General features: G+C 73.4%; 13 protein-coding genes and 1 pseudogene. 6 read left to right on the forward strand and 8 right to left on the reverse strand.

The features are described from left to right. Positions 1-125 (reverse strand): annotated as a pseudogene (locus tag FMEAI12_RS07330) (aldo/keto reductase); the annotation flags it as partial. 11 nt (positions 126-136) lie between these two features. Further along, positions 137-490 (reverse strand): VOC family protein, encoded by a 354-nt coding sequence (locus FMEAI12_RS07335; protein WP_112105432.1) that lies wholly within the window; start codon positions 488-490, stop codon positions 137-139. A gap of 231 nt (positions 491-721) precedes the next feature. Here FMEAI12_RS07335 and FMEAI12_RS07340 point away from each other — a divergent pair, with 231 nt between their 5' ends. Together FMEAI12_RS07340 and FMEAI12_RS07345 are read left to right on the forward strand one after the other, a co-directional pair. Continuing rightward, the gene (locus FMEAI12_RS07340) at positions 722-1,699 is read left to right on the forward strand and encodes an alpha/beta hydrolase (protein ID WP_112105433.1); all 978 of its coding nucleotides are present in this window, start codon (positions 722-724) and stop codon (positions 1,697-1,699) included. A gap of 355 nt (positions 1,700-2,054) precedes the next feature. Then, positions 2,055-4,007 (forward strand): NAD(P)/FAD-dependent oxidoreductase, encoded by a 1,953-nt coding sequence (locus tag FMEAI12_RS07345; RefSeq protein ID WP_112105434.1) that lies wholly within the window; start codon positions 2,055-2,057, stop codon positions 4,005-4,007. 84 nt (positions 4,008-4,091) lie between these two features. Here the strand turns inward: FMEAI12_RS07345 and FMEAI12_RS07350 are convergent, their stop codons facing one another. The 5 genes from FMEAI12_RS07350 to FMEAI12_RS07370 all read right to left on the reverse strand — a co-directional run bounded on the left by FMEAI12_RS07350 (position 4,092) and on the right by FMEAI12_RS07370 (position 12,673). Next, positions 4,092-5,015, reverse strand: a complete 924-nt coding sequence (locus FMEAI12_RS07350) for an NAD(P)-dependent oxidoreductase (RefSeq protein WP_112105435.1) — start codon at positions 5,013-5,015, stop codon at positions 4,092-4,094. Positions 5,016-5,151: 136 nt separating this feature from the next. Further along, positions 5,152-6,135 carry a hypothetical protein gene (locus FMEAI12_RS07355; protein WP_112105436.1) on the reverse strand — a complete coding sequence of 328 codons (984 nt, stop codon included), beginning with the start codon at positions 6,133-6,135 and terminating at the stop codon, positions 5,152-5,154. Between the two features lie 116 nt (positions 6,136-6,251). After that, positions 6,252-9,581 carry an AAA family ATPase gene (locus FMEAI12_RS39465; protein ID WP_112105437.1) on the reverse strand — a complete coding sequence of 1,110 codons (3,330 nt, stop codon included), beginning with the start codon at positions 9,579-9,581 and terminating at the stop codon, positions 6,252-6,254. Positions 9,582-9,660: 79 nt separating this feature from the next. Then, positions 9,661-10,824: an exonuclease SbcCD subunit D gene (locus FMEAI12_RS07365; protein WP_112105438.1), complete on the reverse strand. Its 1,164-nt coding sequence runs from the start codon at positions 10,822-10,824 to the stop codon at positions 9,661-9,663. 22 nt (positions 10,825-10,846) lie between these two features. Continuing rightward, positions 10,847-12,673, reverse strand: a complete 1,827-nt coding sequence (locus FMEAI12_RS07370; protein WP_200835211.1) for an ATP-binding protein — start codon at positions 12,671-12,673, stop codon at positions 10,847-10,849. A gap of 273 nt (positions 12,674-12,946) precedes the next feature. On the opposite strand from FMEAI12_RS07370, the gene FMEAI12_RS07375 reads away from it, so the two are divergent. After that, complete coding sequence (locus FMEAI12_RS07375) at positions 12,947-13,414, forward strand: hypothetical protein (protein ID WP_235013789.1); 468 nt, start codon at positions 12,947-12,949, stop codon at positions 13,412-13,414. Positions 13,415-13,575: 161 nt separating this feature from the next. Here the strand turns inward: FMEAI12_RS07375 and FMEAI12_RS36525 are convergent, their stop codons facing one another. Then, the gene (locus FMEAI12_RS36525; RefSeq protein WP_160144242.1) at positions 13,576-13,737 is read right to left on the reverse strand and encodes a hypothetical protein; all 162 of its coding nucleotides are present in this window, start codon (positions 13,735-13,737) and stop codon (positions 13,576-13,578) included. A gap of 412 nt (positions 13,738-14,149) precedes the next feature. On the opposite strand from FMEAI12_RS36525, the gene FMEAI12_RS07380 reads away from it, so the two are divergent. From FMEAI12_RS07380 to FMEAI12_RS36140, 3 genes are all read left to right on the forward strand, one after another. Beyond that, positions 14,150-15,358 (forward strand): WD40 repeat domain-containing protein, encoded by a 1,209-nt coding sequence (locus tag FMEAI12_RS07380; RefSeq protein ID WP_112105440.1) that lies wholly within the window; start codon positions 14,150-14,152, stop codon positions 15,356-15,358. 129 nt (positions 15,359-15,487) lie between these two features. After that, positions 15,488-15,829 carry a hypothetical protein gene (locus FMEAI12_RS07385; protein WP_200835212.1) on the forward strand — a complete coding sequence of 114 codons (342 nt, stop codon included), beginning with the start codon at positions 15,488-15,490 and terminating at the stop codon, positions 15,827-15,829. A gap of 209 nt (positions 15,830-16,038) precedes the next feature. Beyond that, on the forward strand, positions 16,039-16,464 hold the full coding sequence (locus FMEAI12_RS36140; protein WP_131627142.1) for a hypothetical protein: 426 nt from the start codon (positions 16,039-16,041) through the stop codon (positions 16,462-16,464). Positions 16,465-16,505 lie beyond the last annotated feature (41 nt).

Here is a 16,505-nt window from a genome sequence, read left to right on the forward strand (position 1 = left end):
TCGTCCTCGATGCCGCGGGAGAGGACCGAGTACTCGATCTGCAGGTCGCAGATCGGGTGCACGGCCGCCGCCCGCCGGATCGTCTCCGGGCCGACCTCCGACAGGCCGATGTGCCGGACCAGACCGGTCAGCCGGATCAGCCGCGCAGCTCCCAGCCGTTGCCGGCGGGATCGCGGCAGATCACGATCCGCCGGCCGTCGAAGTCACCCGCGGTGAACGGGATGCCGGCCGCGGTCAGGCGGGCCTCGATCGCGGCGCAGTCGGCACCGACCTCGATCGCCGTGTGCGCCTTGGCCGCGGGAACATGGTCGGGGTCGAGGCTCAGGTGGACCTGGGTGCCGTCGTCGGCCTCGAACCACCGCGCACCGCGGCCGAGGGCCACCGACGACGGCTCGAGCCGCCGGTAGCCGAGCACCCCCACCAGGAACTCCGCCTCGGCGTCGGCGGCATCCGGCGGGACCCCGAGGTTGGCATGGTGAAATCTCGGCACACGCCGGAGTGTGACACAGAAGCCACCTCCGGCGGAACGTCCTCGCCCCCGGTCAGCCGGCCTCAGCCTCCAAGCGGGCGGCCGACGAGCCCGGCCCGCTCGGCGACGAACTCCTCGACGCTGCGCGCCGGACGTCCCGCCCGCAGTCGGGAAATGTTTGGATTCTGTCGCCTTCGTACGTGACAGGCGCCGGTGCCCGACGGGTGCCGACGATCATCCCCGGAGGGGCAGATGGCCAGCGAGACGACCTGTCCGGCACCGCCGTTCGACCGGGAGCTCACCCCGCTGCTGGCATCGGGCCAGCTGCCGTCCACCGTGGACGCCGCGCGCATGGTCGCGCTGCGCACGCCGACACCGCTGGCGGTGGTCGACGAGGCGCTGGCCGCGCAGGACCTCGTCCGTGAGGACCGGCTCGTTCCCGGACTGGACGGGGACCCGGACGTCACCGTCGCCGTCATCAGGAAGCGCGCGGGCGCGCCGGGCGGGCCGGGCGTCTACTTCGCCCACGGCGGCGGGATGGTCATGGGTGACCGGTTCAGCGGCATGGACCGGTACCTGGACTGGATCACCCTTTTCGACGCCGTCGTGGTGTCCGTGGACTACCGGCTTGCGCCGGAGCATCCCGACCCGGCGCCGCTGCGCGACTGCTACGCCGGTCTGGTCTGGACGGCGGAGCACGCCGCGGAGCTCGGGTTCGACCCGGGCCGGCTGATCGCTGTGGGCCTGAGCGCCGGCGGCGGGCTCGTCGCGGGGGCGACGCTGATGGCCCGGGACCGCGGCGGGCCCGCGCTCGCCGGGCAGATCCTGCTCTGCCCGATGCTCGACGACCGCGACGCCACGGTCTCCACGCAACAGATCGACGGCATCGGCGTGTGGGACAGGTCCAGCAACATCGCCGGCTGGGGCGCCCGGCTCGGCGACCGGCGCGGCACGGACGACGTCTCGGAGTACTCGGCCCCGGCCCGGGCCACCGACCTCTCCCGACTGCCGCCGACCTACCTCGACTGCGGATCGGCGGAGGTCTTCCGGGACGAGGTGGTCGCCTATGCCTCGGGAATCTGGGCGGCCGGCGGGTCCGCGGAACTGCACGTGTGGTCCGGCGGCTTCCACGGTTTCGACGGAGTGGCGCCGGACGCCGCGATCTCCGTTGCCGCGCGGAAGACCCGGGACGATTTCATCCGGCGCCTTCCCGGGTCCCGCACACAGTGAGGAGCGATGAATAATCGCTCACTCCGAGCCTGCCGACCCGCACCCACCCGCATCCAGGCACACACGAAGGTCGACCCTCCGCACAGGGAGACATACGAACGCGTAACGGTGACTCCCGCCGCGGCACGCACGCACCCCCTAGATCACATTCCACATCGTGGAATAGTAAGCGCTCACTTGTCCAAGTCGGTTCGGGCGGTTAGCCTTTCCTCGGCGCCAGGAAACCGGCCCGGGGAGAGCGGCGGCGGACCGTCCAGAGCGCCGCACGGCGAGGGCGGCGGCACGTTCGGTCATCGATTCGCGTGATCGCCGCTTCGTGCGTCCCCTCGTATCGGCGGAAGTGAGAGCACTCGACATGGATCGCGAGTCGGAGTCCCCACGTGCGGAATTACTCGCGGCTACCGATGAACAGATCGAAGACGCGGCTGACCACGCCGATCCGATGGCACTGCGGGGATTGCTGTATCAGCTGACCGGCGACGAGAGCGTCGCCGCCACGAAGGTCGGGCCCGTACCGGGCTACGTGGGCGGGAACCTCTCGGTCGGCCTCACCGATCCGGCCGACATCGCCCTGCTGCGAGCGAAGGCCGCGGATTTCCTGAAGGCCTGTCGCGACTCCGGCGCGGGGCAGATCGATCCCGGGCCGCGCGAACGACTGCCGCGCAGCCTCGCGCTCGCCGGCGGCCTGGACGAGCTCCCCGCGGAGGACGTCGACCTCTGGGTGGAGGAGCTCGGCCTCGACCCCTGGGTCCGCGGGCTGACCTGGAAGGAGCCCACCCCGCCGGAGCGGCTCGCGGACTTCTCCGTCATCGTCATCGGTACCGGCATGGGCGGCCTGAACGCGGCCGTCCAGCTCCAGCACGCCGGCATCAGATTCACGGTGATCGAGAAGAACTCCGGCGTCGGTGGGACGTGGCACGAGAACCGCTACCCGGGCGCGCGGGTCGACTCGCCGAGCCGCGCCTACATGCACATGATCGGCGTCGAGTTCGACTGCCCGTCACCGTGGTGCTCACAGTCCGAGAACCAGCGCTACTTCGACTGGGTCGCCGACACCTTCAACCTCCGCGAGCACATCGTGTTCGACACCGAGGTGACGACGGTGGTCTGGCAGGAGGGCACCTCCACCTGGGAGGTCACGGCGAAGGGGCCGGAGGGCGAGCGGGTCTTCCGGGCGAACGCGGTCATCAGCGCCGTCGGGCTGCTCTCGCGGCCCAGCGTCCCGACCATCGCGGGCGCGCAGGACTTCCAGGGCCCGTCGTTCCACACCGCGCGCTGGCCGGACGGCCTCGAGCTGGGCGACAAGCGGGTCGGCGTGATCGGCACCGGCTGCTCGGGCGTCCAGATGGTTCCGGAGCTGGCGAAGCTCGCCTCCCACGTCACGGTGTTCCAGCGGACGCCGCAGTGGCTGTTCGAGCACGCCGGCTACCTGTCACCGTTCCCGGACCAGGTGACCTGGCTGGACCGCAACTTCCCGTACCACCCGCACTTCATGCGGTTCCGGACCAACTGGCTGCTCGGCCCGTACCAGTCGGGGCCGTTGCGTGAGATCGACCCGGAGTTCGACGACCCGTTCGCGCGCAGCGCCGTCAACAAGGAGATCCGCGACGAGCGGGTCGCCTTCATCCGGCAGAAGCTCGCCAGCCGGCCCGACCTCGTCGAGAAGATGATCCCGCCGCATCCGCCGTTCTCGGCGCGGCCGGTGCAGGTCGACGCGAACTACAACATGTACGACGCGATCATGCGGGACAACGTCGCCCTGGTCACCGAGGGGATCGACCGGATCACCCCGACCGGCATCCGCACGGCGGACGGCACCGAGCACGAGCTGGACGTCATCGTCTACGCGACCGGGTTCAAGGCGAACGAGTGCCTGTGGCCGATGGAGGTGCTGGGGCGCAATGGGCGCTCCGTGCACGAGCTGTGGGCGAAGGACGGCCCGCGCGCCTACCTCGGCGCGATGCTGCCGGGCTTCCCGAACCTGTTCCTCATCTACGGGCCGAACATGAACCCGTACGGCGGCCTGGGCGTCGTCAACCACCAGGAGATGGTCACCCGCTGGCTCCTCGAGTGCATCGAAAAGGTCATCGTCGAGGAGAAGGCCTCCATCGACGTCACCGAGAAAGCCTACTGGCGCTACAACGACCAGCTCGACGAGCGCGAGAAGTACAAGATCTACAAGGATGCGCGGGCGAACAGCTACTACCGCAACGAGCACGGCCGCTCGGTCACGAACTGCCCGTTCCCCGGGAACGAGATGTGGCACCGGCTACGCCACCCGGGCTTCGACGACCTGATCCTGCGTTGATCCCGCCGGCCCGCCTGCCCGTGGTCGGGGCGCCGGCGGGCCCGGTCAGGGCACGGGCGCCCTCGCGTTGGCGGGAGCCCCCGGTCAGGCCGGGTGCGGGGGCCATTCCAGGCCGGACAGCGAAGCCAGCGCGTGCACCAGTGCCTGGGCGCCGTCACGGCCACGGTCCTGCGCCTGCAGGGCCACGTAGAGCTGGTTGGCGAGCGCCAGCCCCGGCAGGGCGAGCCTGGCCCGCCGTGCCTCGGCGAGCGCGATGCCGAGATCCTTGACCATGTGGTCGACGAAGAACCCGGGCGCGAAGTCGCCGCCCACCACCCGCGGCGCGAGGTTCGACAGCGACCAGCTGCCGGCGGCGCCGCTGGCCACCGACTCCAGCACGCCGGCGACGTCCAGTCCGACGCGGCTGGCGTACAGCAGTCCCTCCGACATCGCGACCATGGTGCTGGCGATGAGGATCTGGTTCACCATCTTCGTGTGCTGACCGGCGCCGTGATCACCCTGCCGGACGATCGTGGCGCCCATCGCCTCGAAACCGGGGCGGACCGCCTCGAACACGCCGGGCGGGCCGCCGACCATGATCGAGAGTGTGGCGTTGCGGGCGCCGACGTCGCCGCCCGACACCGGCGCGTCCAGCGCGTGCATCCCGATCTCCCCGGCGGCCCGGCCGATCTCGACCGCGAGCGCGGGCTCGCTCGTCGTCATGTCGACGAGAACCGTCCCGGGCTCAGCACCGGCGAGCGCGCCGGCGGGGCCGAGCAGCACCTCGCGGACGTCCGCGGGCAGGCCCACCATCGAGAACACGACGTCGCTGCCGGCCGCCACCTCGGCGGGCGAGTCGGCCCAGGTCGCCCCCGCGGCGAGCAGGCCGTCCGCGCTGTCCCGGCTGCGGGTCGTGACCGTCACCCGGTAGCCGCGGCGCAGCAGGTGCCCGCACATGGACGCCCCCATCACCCCGGTGCCGATCCACCCGACCCGGGTCGACTCGGGCGACATCGACTCGGGCGACACCGGCGAGGAACCTGCGACGGACAAGACGACCCGCTTCCTGTGCGACCACGCACGACTGCGTCCCACTGCCACCTCGTACGACCCCGTACGACCCAGGAGTTCGTACCACCCGGCCCCACCGCCGGTGGCGGCCGGCTCAGTTCACCGCGGCGCGGCGCAGCGCGCGGTACAACAGCTGGGGATCGCCCATCCGGCGGCGCAGTGCCCGTTCCAGGCCGGCGATCGGGTAGAGGTTCTGGGGGGCGCGGGCGTCCTTGAACTCGGCGGAGGCGAAACGGCGCAGCGTCACCTGGCTCTGGTCGGCCAGCGCGATCGCCTCGGCGGCGGACATGTCCGCGCCGCACTCGACCCGCACCACCCCGGCCCACGGCGCGCCCGGCCCGCCCGGCAGCCGCAGGTACCAGCTGTGCCGGTCCCAGCTGGAACCCATCAGGAAGACCGGGGTCCGCTGGCCCGGACCGAGGGTGCCGACCATCGCGTGCTGGCGCGGCGGAAGGTAGGCCGACTGGTGGGTCTTGACGAAGCCCAGGGTCCGCGGCAGGTGCTGGCGCCCGCGCAGCGGGCCGTCGACGACCAGCAGGTCGGTGCCGGCGTGGTGGCCGGTGCCGGTCGTGTGGTCGCCGAGCCGGGCGCGGGCCGCGGCGGCCGACTCCACCTCGAGCTCACCGAGGGCCCGCTGCAACGCCAGGCTCAGCCCGACCGGGTCGGTCGCGCGCGTCCGGCGGACGGGATAGTCGCCGGCGGTCGTCCGGACGTCCGCGGCGTGCGCGGCGGCGGTGAACGTCCCCCGGCTCACCGTCGCGACGGCCAGGTGGGCCCCGGCCTCACAGCAGCAGACGACGCCACTGGCATAGGAGGCGCACAGGGCCGGCAGCGCCGACGTCGCCTGCTCGCCGGCGGGCACGCTGTCGTGGATCCAGGCGCGTGCCTCGACGCGGCGCACCCCGTCGACGAACAGCACCGCGCCCGGCGGGGCCGTGCCGGGAGCGGGGTCACGCGGCGCCCACGCCGACTCGGGCACCTCGACGTCCAGCACGACCGGGGCGCTGGACTCGACGAGCTCCTCCTCGCCGAGGCTCGTCCCGTAGCCGGGATCCCAGGCGTCGACGCTGAACCGCATCCCGCCCGCCGGCGCCGCAGGTGCCGCGGATCCGGGAGGTGCGGGAGGTGCGGGAGGTGCGGGGGATCCGTCGGGTCCGGCCGGCGCGGCCGGCCGCGGGATTGGTGGTGCCTCGGTCACGTGCGCTCCCTGACGACGGTCGACGTCCGCTGGTCCCGGTTCACCGCGAAGCGTACGGGGACCCGCTCGGCCAGCGCCTGGACGTGGGTGACCAGGCCGACCATCCGGCCGCCGCCGCTCGCGAGGCTCTCCAGGGTGCTCGCGACGACGTCCAGGGTGGCCTCGTCGAGGGTGCCGAAGCCCTCGTCGAGGAACAGCGAGTCGAGCGTGGCCGCCCCGCCGGCCGCCATCGCCCGCAGCTGGGAGGACAACGCGAGAGCCAACGCCAGGCTGGCCTGGAACGTCTCACCGCCGGAGAGGGTCCGCACCGGCCGGCGCGAGTCGGCGTCGGCATGGTCGACGACCACGAACTCGCCGTCCTCGTGGGTCAGCTCGAACTGGCCGCCGGACAGCTCCGACAGCGTCACCGACGCCTCCTCGACGAGGATGTCGAGGGCGGCGGCCACCATCCAGCGCGGGAACCGGTCGGAGCGCAGCAGCTGGCCGAGCTGGCGGGCGACCTGGTCCGCCTCACGCGCCGTCGCGACCTCGGCGGTGAGCCGGGCGGCCTCGGCACGGCGCTCGACGACCCGGGCAAGCTCCGCGCGGGCCCGTGCCAGCCCTTCCGCCACGGCGGCGGACGCACCGGCCGAGGCCGGCCCCCCGGCGGGGTCAGGCTCGGGGCCGTCGGGGCGAAGGTCGTGGGCGGCGAGCAGCTCGCCCAGCGCGGTGTCGGCGTCGTCACGGCGCCGGCGGGTGGCCTCGGCCTCGGCGGTGGCCGCGGTGAGCAGGTGGTCGCGGGCCGTCGCCTGCGCGCGGGACCAGTCGGTCAGCTCCGTCCAACCAGCCAAAACGTCCTCGCCGTCGACCGCGGGGGCGCCGAGCGGGACGAGGCCGTCGCGGGCCGCGGCCAGCGCGGCGCCGGCCGCGCCGAGCGCGTCCCGGGCCTGCTCGAACGCCCGCTCGGCGGCGTCGACTTCCGCCCGGGCGCCGCGTAGCCGCTGGTCGGCCTGGCCGGCCGCGGCGGTGAGCCGGTCGAGCTCGGCGAGCGCGGCCGCGACCTCGACGGCGCTCGGCGCGCCGGCGAGCGCGGCACGCAGCGCCTCGGTCTGGTCGTCGAGGGTCGCGACGCGGGTGGCGGCCCGCTGCTGGGCCCGGGCCGCGGCGATCCGCTCCTCGTCCGCCCGGGCCTGCCCGGCGGTGGCGAGCGCCAGTGCCTGCCGCGCGGCGGCGAGGGACGCCGCGGCGGCGGCCGACCGCTCGGCGGCGGCGTCACGCTGACCGGCCCGGTCACGGGCGAGGCCGGCGGCCCAGGTGACGAGCGCGGCCCAGTCGGCCTCCAGGTCGGTGCCCGCCAGGCCGGGAGCGCCGAGGGAGACCAGCGGGTCCCGGGCGGTGTCGAGCGCCCGCCGTGCCCCGGCCGCCTCGTCCCGGCAACGGGTGACGACCGTCTCGGCGGCCGCCGCGGCGTCGCGGGCCTGGCGCAGGGCCAGGTCGGCGCCGGTGACGGCGCCGTCGAGCCGCTCGACGTCCGCGAGGAGGTCGGCGGCGCGGCGGGCGTCCGGCGCGTCGGCGAGCGCGCGGCGCAGCTCCTCGACCCGTTTGGTCAGCTCCGCGAGCCGGGCCTCGGATTCCAGTGCCGCCCGGGTGGCGGCGGTCGCCTCGGCGGTACGGGCGGCGACCTCACCCTCGGCGGCGGTGACCGCCTCGTCGGCCGCACCGATGCCGAGGGCCGGCAGCGGCGGCGGCAGGGTCGCGACGGGCCGCGCGCAGACCGGGCAGTCCTCCCCCACGGCCAGGTGCGGCCGCAACGCGGCGGCCAGATCGGCGCGGGCGGCGGTGTCCCGGGCGGCGGCCGCGCGGTGCCGGGCGTGGCGGGCCGTGTCCAGGGCGGTCTCGGCCCGGCCGAGCGCGTCCCGGGCTGCGGCGTGCGCGGCTGCCGCGCCAGCCTGGCCGGTCAGCAGCTCGGCGAGCAGCTCGTGATCGCGCAGGGCCCGTTCCAGCGGACCGCGCGGCGGTGCGGCGGCCCGCTCCTCGCGGACGGCGGTGTCGGCCCGCTCGGCCGCCTCCCGGCGCTCGACGGCCTCGGCCCGCGCCGCCTCTGCGCCGCGCAGCCGATCGGTCAGCGCCGCCAGCCCGACCGGCGGGCGCACACCGGCGAGCAGCCCCAGCTCGGCTTCGAGCCGGCTCATCTCGGCGGCGGCGGCCTCGGCGGTCTGCTCGGCCGCGCGTTCGGTGGTGGTCGCCGACGCCAGCCCGCCGCGCGCCTGCGCGAGCGCGGCGTCCGCGGCGGCGAGGGCCGCCCCGGCCGCGGTCTGCTCGGTGACGGCTTCCGGTCGGGCCGCGAGCAGGCCGGCGAGTGCCTCGTGGTCGTGGGCGTACCGGTCGAGCGGGCCGCGGGACGGCGCCGCGGCGAGCCGTTCCCGGGCGGTGCTGTCCGCCCGCTCGGCCTCCTCGCGGTGCCGGCGGGCGTCCGCCGCGGCGGCCCGGGCGGCGTGCAGCCGGCCGGTGAGATCCGCCAGCCCGTCCGGCGGTCGGACGGCGGCGAGCCGGTCACGCTCAGCGGCCAGCCGGGTGACCTGGGCGGCGGCGTCGGCGGCGGCGGTGTCCAGCCAGGCCAGCTCCGCCAGCGCGGCGGCCACCTCGGCGGCGAGCCGGGTGAGCGCGCCGACCTGGTCGGCCGCGGTGGCCTCGGCGGCGGCGGTCGCGTCCGAGTACCCGGCGAGCTGCTCGGCGAGGACGTCCGCGCGCTGGCGCTGGTCGCTCGCGCGGGCGTTCGCCGCCGCGCGGATCGTGTCGTAGACGCCCAGCCCGAGCAGCCGGGTGAGGATCGCCTGCCGCTCGCTCGGCTTCGCCCGCAGGAACTCCGCGAACTCGCCCTGCGGGAGCACCACGCAGGTGCAGAAGTGCTCGAAGGTGAGCCCGAGCAGCTCCTCGACCGCCGCCGTGACGGCGGGCGCGCCCGCGGCGAGGACCTCCGTCGGCTCCCCCGGCCCGCCGACGCCGGCCGGGTCGACCAGCCGCTCGAACCGGGCGTTGCGCACGGTCACGTTCCCGCGGGCGGAGCGGCGCAGCTCCCGCGCCACCACGTAGCGGGCGCCGGCCGCGTCGAAGACGAGACGCACCGTGCCGCGGGCCGCGGTCGGCGCGAGCGCCAGGTGCACCGTCGCGCGGTTGTTCCAGCGCGGCACCGAACCGAACAGCGCGAACGTCAGCGCGTCGATCAGCGTCGACTTGCCGGCGCCGGTCGGGCCCACCAGCGCGAAGTAGTCGGCGTCGGTGAGGTCCAGCACCGCCGGTTCCCGGAACGACCCGAAACCGGCGAGGTCCAGCTGTACCGGGCGCATTCAGTCCCCTCCCAGATCCCTCGGCCGGCGCCGGCTCGGACGTCCCATCAGTCGCTTGGTCACTCGGTCACTCGGCCACTTATTCGCCGCTGGAGACGTCGTCGTGCAGCCGGGCGAACAGCGCCTCGACCCGGGGGTCGTCGAACTGCTCGGCGGCGCAGTACTCCCGGAACAGGTCCACGGGGCTGCGCCGCGCCAGCGCCGCGGTGCTCGGGCGCGACCCGCCGAGGGCCACCCGGAACTCCGGGTCGATGCCGACCTCGAGCGCGTTCGGCAGCAGCTCCTGGACGTCGTCGCGCAGCCCCGCGCGGGCCGGTTCGCGCACGACCACCCGCAGCAGGTCCTCTGCGAGCTCCGGGGCCTGCGCGGCGAGCTCCGCGACGGTGCCCCGGACCGTCCGCAGCCGGCGGCCGGCCGTCAGCGCGACGTCGGTGACCCGGGCGGGAACGCCGGGGCTCGCCTCGACGAGGCACACCACGTTCGTGTTCTCCTGCTCCCCGAAGTCGACCGCGAGCGGCGCGCCGGAGTACACCACCGGGCACGGCGCGGCGAGGGTCTGCCGCCGGTGCAGGTGCCCCAGCGCCACGTAGTGGGCGTCCGCGGGGAACGCCGCCGCGGACACGTGATACTCGAAAATCGACTGGGCCAGCCGCTCCCCGCCGCCGAACAGGCCGTTGGTCACCGTCAGGTGAGCCAGGACGAGGTTCACCGCGTCGTCGTCGAAGCCGGAGCGCAACTGCTCCACCAGGGCGCGCACCACCTGGTCGTAGCGGGCCGCGGTCTGGTCGGGCGTCTGGGTGACCAGGTCGGCGGCGCGGACGGCGTACCGCTGGGAGACGAACGGCAGCGCCGCCACGGTCACCGGTTCACCGGTGCCGGGGGCGCGGAAGGTCACCACCCCGCCGTCGGCGGCGGTGCGCGGCGTCCCGACCAGGGTGATCCCGGCGGCGGACATCAGCGGCCGGTAGGCGTCGAAGGTCGGCTGGTGGTCGTGGTTGCCGGCGATCACGACCACCTCGGCCCCCGTGCCGCGCAACGCGACGAGCGCCTGCACGGCGAGTTGCTGGGCCGCCGCCGGCGGGGCCGCGCTGTCATAGACGTCCCCGGCGACGAGCACCGCGTCGACCTCGTGCTCCCGGGCGATCCCGATGATCTCCCCGAGCACCGCGCGCTGCTCGTCGAGCCGGTTACGTCCCTTGAGCGTCTTGCCGAGATGCCAGTCCGAGGTGTGCAGGAACTTCATGGCGGTCCCTAAAGGCCGGAGGTCAGAACGGCGGAACCTCGTCGGAGGGGTTGGGTAGGAGGTCGAACGGATTGCGGGGAATCGTGCCGGGCGCCGGTTTCCCGGGCTGGCCGGGAACCGAGCCGGACGGCGGGCCGGTGGTTTCGGGGGGCGGGCCCGCGGTCTCGGAGTGCCGGGTCGCCCAGGCGGGGAACGGGAACTCGACGGCGAGCGGCACCGGGATCTCCGGCTGGGAGATGAACATCGTGCCCGGTTTGGCCAGTGTGGCCCGGGCGCGCTGCCCCGGCGGCAGGAACCCGTACTCCGGCCGGCCCGCCTCGGCCGAGTCGAGGCGGCCGACCACCTTGATCGAGCTGTTGGCGATGATCCGCCGCTCGACCTCACTCGCCGTCTGCTGCGCGCCGATCAGGATGATGCCCAGCGAGCGGCCGCGCTCGGCGATGTCGAGCAGCACCTCCTTGATGGGGCTCGCGCCCTCCCGCGGGGCGTACTTGTTCAACTCGTCGATCATCGTGAACAGCAGCCCGCCGGCGCCGGCCTCCTCCTTGCGCCGCGTCTCCGCGGCGAGCACCACCCCGACGACGAACCGCTGCGCCCGCTCCGGCAGGTTGTGCAGGTCGACCACGGTCACCTGCTGGTCGGCCGTGGACACCCGCCGGCGCGGGCTGTCCGCCAGATCCGCCCGGATCAGTGACCGCAGTGAACGCAACGACGAGCGGAGCCGGCGGACGAAGGCGTTGACCGTCCCGGCGCCCGTCACCGGCCCGGCCCAGTCCCGGCGTGTCTCCTCGTCGGTCAGCCGGTCGACGATCAGGTCGACCAGTTCGGAGTAGGTCCGCACCAGCTGGCCGTCGATGCTGACGGCCCCGTCGGCGCCGGCGGGAACCGCGTCCGTGCGCAGCCGCAGGGCCACCTGGTGGACGACGATCGTGTACTGGTTGCGGTCGTCCTCGGCGTCGGCGAACACGTACGGCAGCAGCTCGCCCGCGCAGAACTCCTGGATCGTCCACCAGAACGCGGCTACCCCGGTCGGCCGGGAGGCGACGTGCGGACGTCCCGAGGTGTCGTCGGGCAGCGGCGGGGCGAAGAAGCCGACCGAGCGGAACGGCTCGGCGGGCAGCCCGAGCAGGCTGTAGGCGGCGCGCATACCCTCGTCGAGCCGGGAGTTGGCGTGGTCGAGGAACAGCAGGTCCTCGCCCTTCACCGAGAACACCAGCGCCTTGGTGTTCACCGCTTCGCGCCTGAGCACCCCGCAGCGGAAGATCGAGTGCAGCAGGAACAGCGCGAAGCTGGTCTTGGTGGCCACTCCCGAGATGCCGCTGATCGAGACGTGAGCGCCCCGGGTCCCGTCGAGGAACTCCAGGTTGACGTAGATCGGGTTGCCGTCCCGCCCGATGCCGACCGGGATCCGCTTGTCCATCATGTCGAAGTACAGCGCCGTCGCCCGCTCGTCGCCGGTCGCCCGCCGCACCTGCTCGCCGGGCAGCGGCGGGACGTAGACCTCCGGCTCCACCCGGGTCGTGGTGATCTCGGCGATCTCCTGCACCTGGGCGGGCAGGACGCCGTCGGCGATCAGGAAGACGTCCGAGCCGAACGACGCGCCCTCGTGCCGGGCCCGCACCTGGGTGACGATGCCGGCGGTCATCACCGGCCCGACGCCGGGCACCGCGCGGACGGTGACGACGACATCGTCGAGCTGCAGATAGCTGCCCTCGAGCAGGGCGACGTGGAACAGCAGCGGGGTGTTCTCCTCGGTGCCGAGCACCCGACCGACCGGCGCCACGGCCGCCGCCTCCCGCGCCGGGCCGGCGGTACGCCTGCCGTTGGACCCGCCGACCTCAACCGTCATGCACGAACCCCCAACCGACTGCCCCTACCAACCTGCTCCTGCCGGCCTGCGACTGCCGGCCTGCCAATGCCAATGCCATGGCCATGGCCATGCAGCGCCCGACACCCGACACCCTCCGCCACAGGCGATCGCCCGGCGCATCCGGCGACCGGCCGCCACCAGGCTAGCCGTGAGGTCCGACACCCAGCCGGTGCCACCTCGACCAGCGACCTCCAACGCGTTCGCCGCCCGGCCGGGAGATAGCCGAGCCATAGTCGTCGGATGGCCCGTCTCATGCTCGTGCTGGGTGCCGTGCTCGTCTCCTGCATGGCGACGACGTCCTGCGGGCCGGCCTCGGACGGGTCGGGGTCGGGGCCGGTACCGCCCTGCAGCCTGCTGACAGTGCCGGAGATTCGAGCCGCGATCGACGCGGCCTGGAGCCCGGGCAGGCAGCAGGTCTCTGAAGGGGACACGGATGCGATCGGATGCGCCTTCAGTTCACCGAAAGGGTTCGTCATCCTCTGGAGTTCCGCGCAGGACGCCGAGGCAGGCTATCGGTCATCGCGCGCGGCTCCGGCCCAACAGCCGCAGGAGGATCTGAGCGGTGTCGGCTACGAGGGTTACGCATACACCAGCCCCGGCAACGTCCAGGAAGTCCACCTGCTGAAGGGTGACGCGTACGTCTCGGTCGCCGTCGGGGCAGGAGCCCCGCCGGGCACCGCCCGCCATTTCGGTGATCTTGTCGTTGCCAGACTCCCCTGACCGCCCGGTGCCTGCCGAGACGACCTGCACCTCCGATCAAGATCGCCAACGGACGGGGTGTCGTCAACGCGGTTGATTATCTTGAGGATAATTCGAGACTAAGAAGATCAAACCCCCGGCACGTCACGGCGATCCGGACACGGCAGGGGCAACCAGGGCGCCTACCGGCGCGAAGGCGCGCGACGGGTGATCCGCTGCCGTAGGCGCGCGCCGAGCGGGAAACCGGCCGACCCGCCCAGGAAGATCACCGCGTGGACCAGAGCCTCAACCCACGAGACCCCGAACGCGATCCGGCCCACGCCGAGCAGAAGCATCACGATCATGACCGCGAGCGCGGCGAGAGACAGGAACCACCGACGTCGTCCGCGTCGACGTCGGTCTGGCTCCTGAGACGTCGGGGTGGTGCCGTGGCTGCCCGCGGGTTGGACCGGGCGGCTCAACTGGTGTGGGTCGGGACGTGGCGGTCCAAGGCGTCGGCGAGGTCGGTGAGCTTCCGTTCGTAGGAGTCGTGGATCCGCGGGGTGACGTAGCCGAAGTACAGGTTGCTGCGCAGGATGGCGGTGAGCTGGTCGCCGTGGGCGGTGAGGGTGACCTCGGTCGGCCAGGCGCCCGGGCGCCTGGTGATGGTGCGGGGCCAGCGCCGCCCGCCCTGACAGCGGACGGTGTTCGGGGTCGGGGGGGATCGTTCCCGTGCGGAAGCGGGCGGATCCCCTGCGGCGCTAGGGTGATCGCACTATGACGAGAGCGATCAGAGGCGATCAGAACGAGGCGTCCGAACCTCAGCACAGCATGATCACCGAGTGGCTCGAAGTCGACGCCGAGCCTCGGCCGTGGCGGAAGCCGAGGCGACGGAAGGTCCTGTTCGCGCTGACCACGGTCCTGCTGATCTCGCTGACCGCGCTGCTCTGGCCCGGCGGTGAAGCGGATGCCCCCCTGCCCAGTGCGACCCCCGAGGAGTGGTCCCACGCCGCCCCGCTCGAAAAGACCCTCTACGGCCATACCGGCTGGGTGCGGTCGGTGGTGTTCTCCCCGGACGGACGCACGCTGGCCAGCGGCTCCGACGATGCCACGGTGCGGTTCTGGGACATGTCCGACCGCACCGACCCCACCCCCCTCGGCAAGCCCCTCACCGGCCACACCGACCCGATAGCGGCGGTCGCGTACTCCCCCGACGGACGCACCCTCGCGACCAGCTCCACCGACCGCACGGTGCGCTTCTGGGACGTCACCGACCGCACCGATCCCACCCCCCTCGGCGAGCCCCTGACCCGCCACTCCACGGACCCCACGAGCTATGTGGCCGCGATGGCGTACTCGCCTGATGGCCGCACCCTCGCCACCGGCGGCCTCGACAACACGCTGCGGCTGTGGGATGTCACCGACCGCACCAACCCCACCCTCCTCAACCAAACCCTCACCGGCCACACCAGAACAGTGGCGTTCCTGGCGTACTCCCCGGACGGGCGCACCCTCGCCACCGGCTCCTACGACCGCACGGTGCGGTTCTGGGACGTCACCGACCGCACCAGACCCGCACCCCTCGGCCCACCCCTCACCGGCCACACCGACCCGCTGATGTCGCTCGCGTACTCCCCCGACGGGCGCACCCTGGCCACCAGCGCCTCCGACTACTCGACACGGTTCTGGGACGTCACCAACCGCACCCGACCCACTCCCCTGGGCGAACCGATCGTCCTAGGCGACAGCCCGTCCGTCTGGTGGGTGCTAGATCTGGACTACTCCCCTGATGGGCACACCCTCGCCACCATCTCCGGCGACCGACTGGTGCGCTTCTGGGACGTCACCGACCGCACCAGACCCACCCTCCTCGGCCAAACCCTCACCGACCACACCGACCGGCTGGAGTCCGTGGCGTTCTCCCCGGACGGGCGCACCCTCGCCGTCAGCTCCGATGACCGCACGGTGCGGCTGTTGGCGCCGTGAGCAGTCCCCTCGCCCTTGGCCGGCAGCACGGGTCCAAGGGTGTTCTGACGCGCCGTTAAGGCTTGTTTAGGACGGCGGCGCTTCGATGGTCGGAGTCGGCTGGAGCCGGGTCCTTCGGGAGGGCGTCTGATGAGTTGGCGGGACCGGTTGTTGCTGCGCCGGTATGGCCAGGGCCGTTCGAAGAGCCGGGCCACACTGCTCGATCGGGAGGCCAGCCCCACGGACCTCGCCGACCTGCGCGCCTTCGTCGCGGAGCGGATCGGTGTGGAGTTCTACGTCGAGCCGGAGACGACCGCGACCGACACGACGGTTGTCGCGGTGGACCGGGACGGCGACTGGATCCGCCGGCGAGTCGGGACCCCGACCGTCGCCGCCAAGCTGGCGAGGTCGGTGGGCGTGCCCGTGTACGACGCCGCGGTGCTCGGGTATCCGCGACGGATGCGGGAACGGAACCGAAACCACCGGAGGTGACCCCGTGGCCGGTCGGTCCCCGGCCCCCGGCTGTGCCGGGTGCGTCGGATGGTGGTGGTGAGTGCCACCTATGCCAGGCTGGCCCGTCTCCCGGGCGGAGGAATCGGCCGGTTGGTGCGGTAATGAGTCGAACGGCTGGTGGGGGGCCTGCGGATCACCCACCGTGACCAGCCGTGTCGGATCGCACCGCGCGGAAGGTGTCCTCAATAGTGATCTTTATTGTGCTGGCGTTTCCCTTCGCACTCATGTTGATGATGTTGGCGATGCACGCGATCGAGCTTCACCTCGACGCGCCGTCGACGCCGGCGCTCAGCCCGGCACGCCGCCGGTCGGCGGTCGCCGCGGCGAGGCCGGCACCACTGCCACTGCCCGCCCTGTCCCCCGCGCGCCCGTCGCTCCCCGCGCCGATCGCCACGACGATCCCCGGTCTGCACGCACTGCCCCCGTTGCCGGTGCTGCCCGCGCTGCCAGCCCCGCGCTCGGCGACCTCGGTGACCGCGCCGATCGTGCCGGCGACCACCGTGGCCGCGACGATCGTGCCACCAACCGCAGCAGCAGCGGCGACAGCGGCGAACACCGCGACCGTCCCGATGGTCATCACGACCGTGGCGGCCGCGGCACCCGTCACGGTGTAGGACGGCGGCCAGCGGGTCGCAGCCGCCGCCGATGCCGGCGG

The organism is Parafrankia sp. Ea1.12 (assembly GCF_900465275.1).
In the GTDB taxonomy this organism is placed as follows: domain Bacteria; phylum Actinomycetota; class Actinomycetes; order Frankiales; family Frankiaceae; genus Parafrankia; species Parafrankia soli.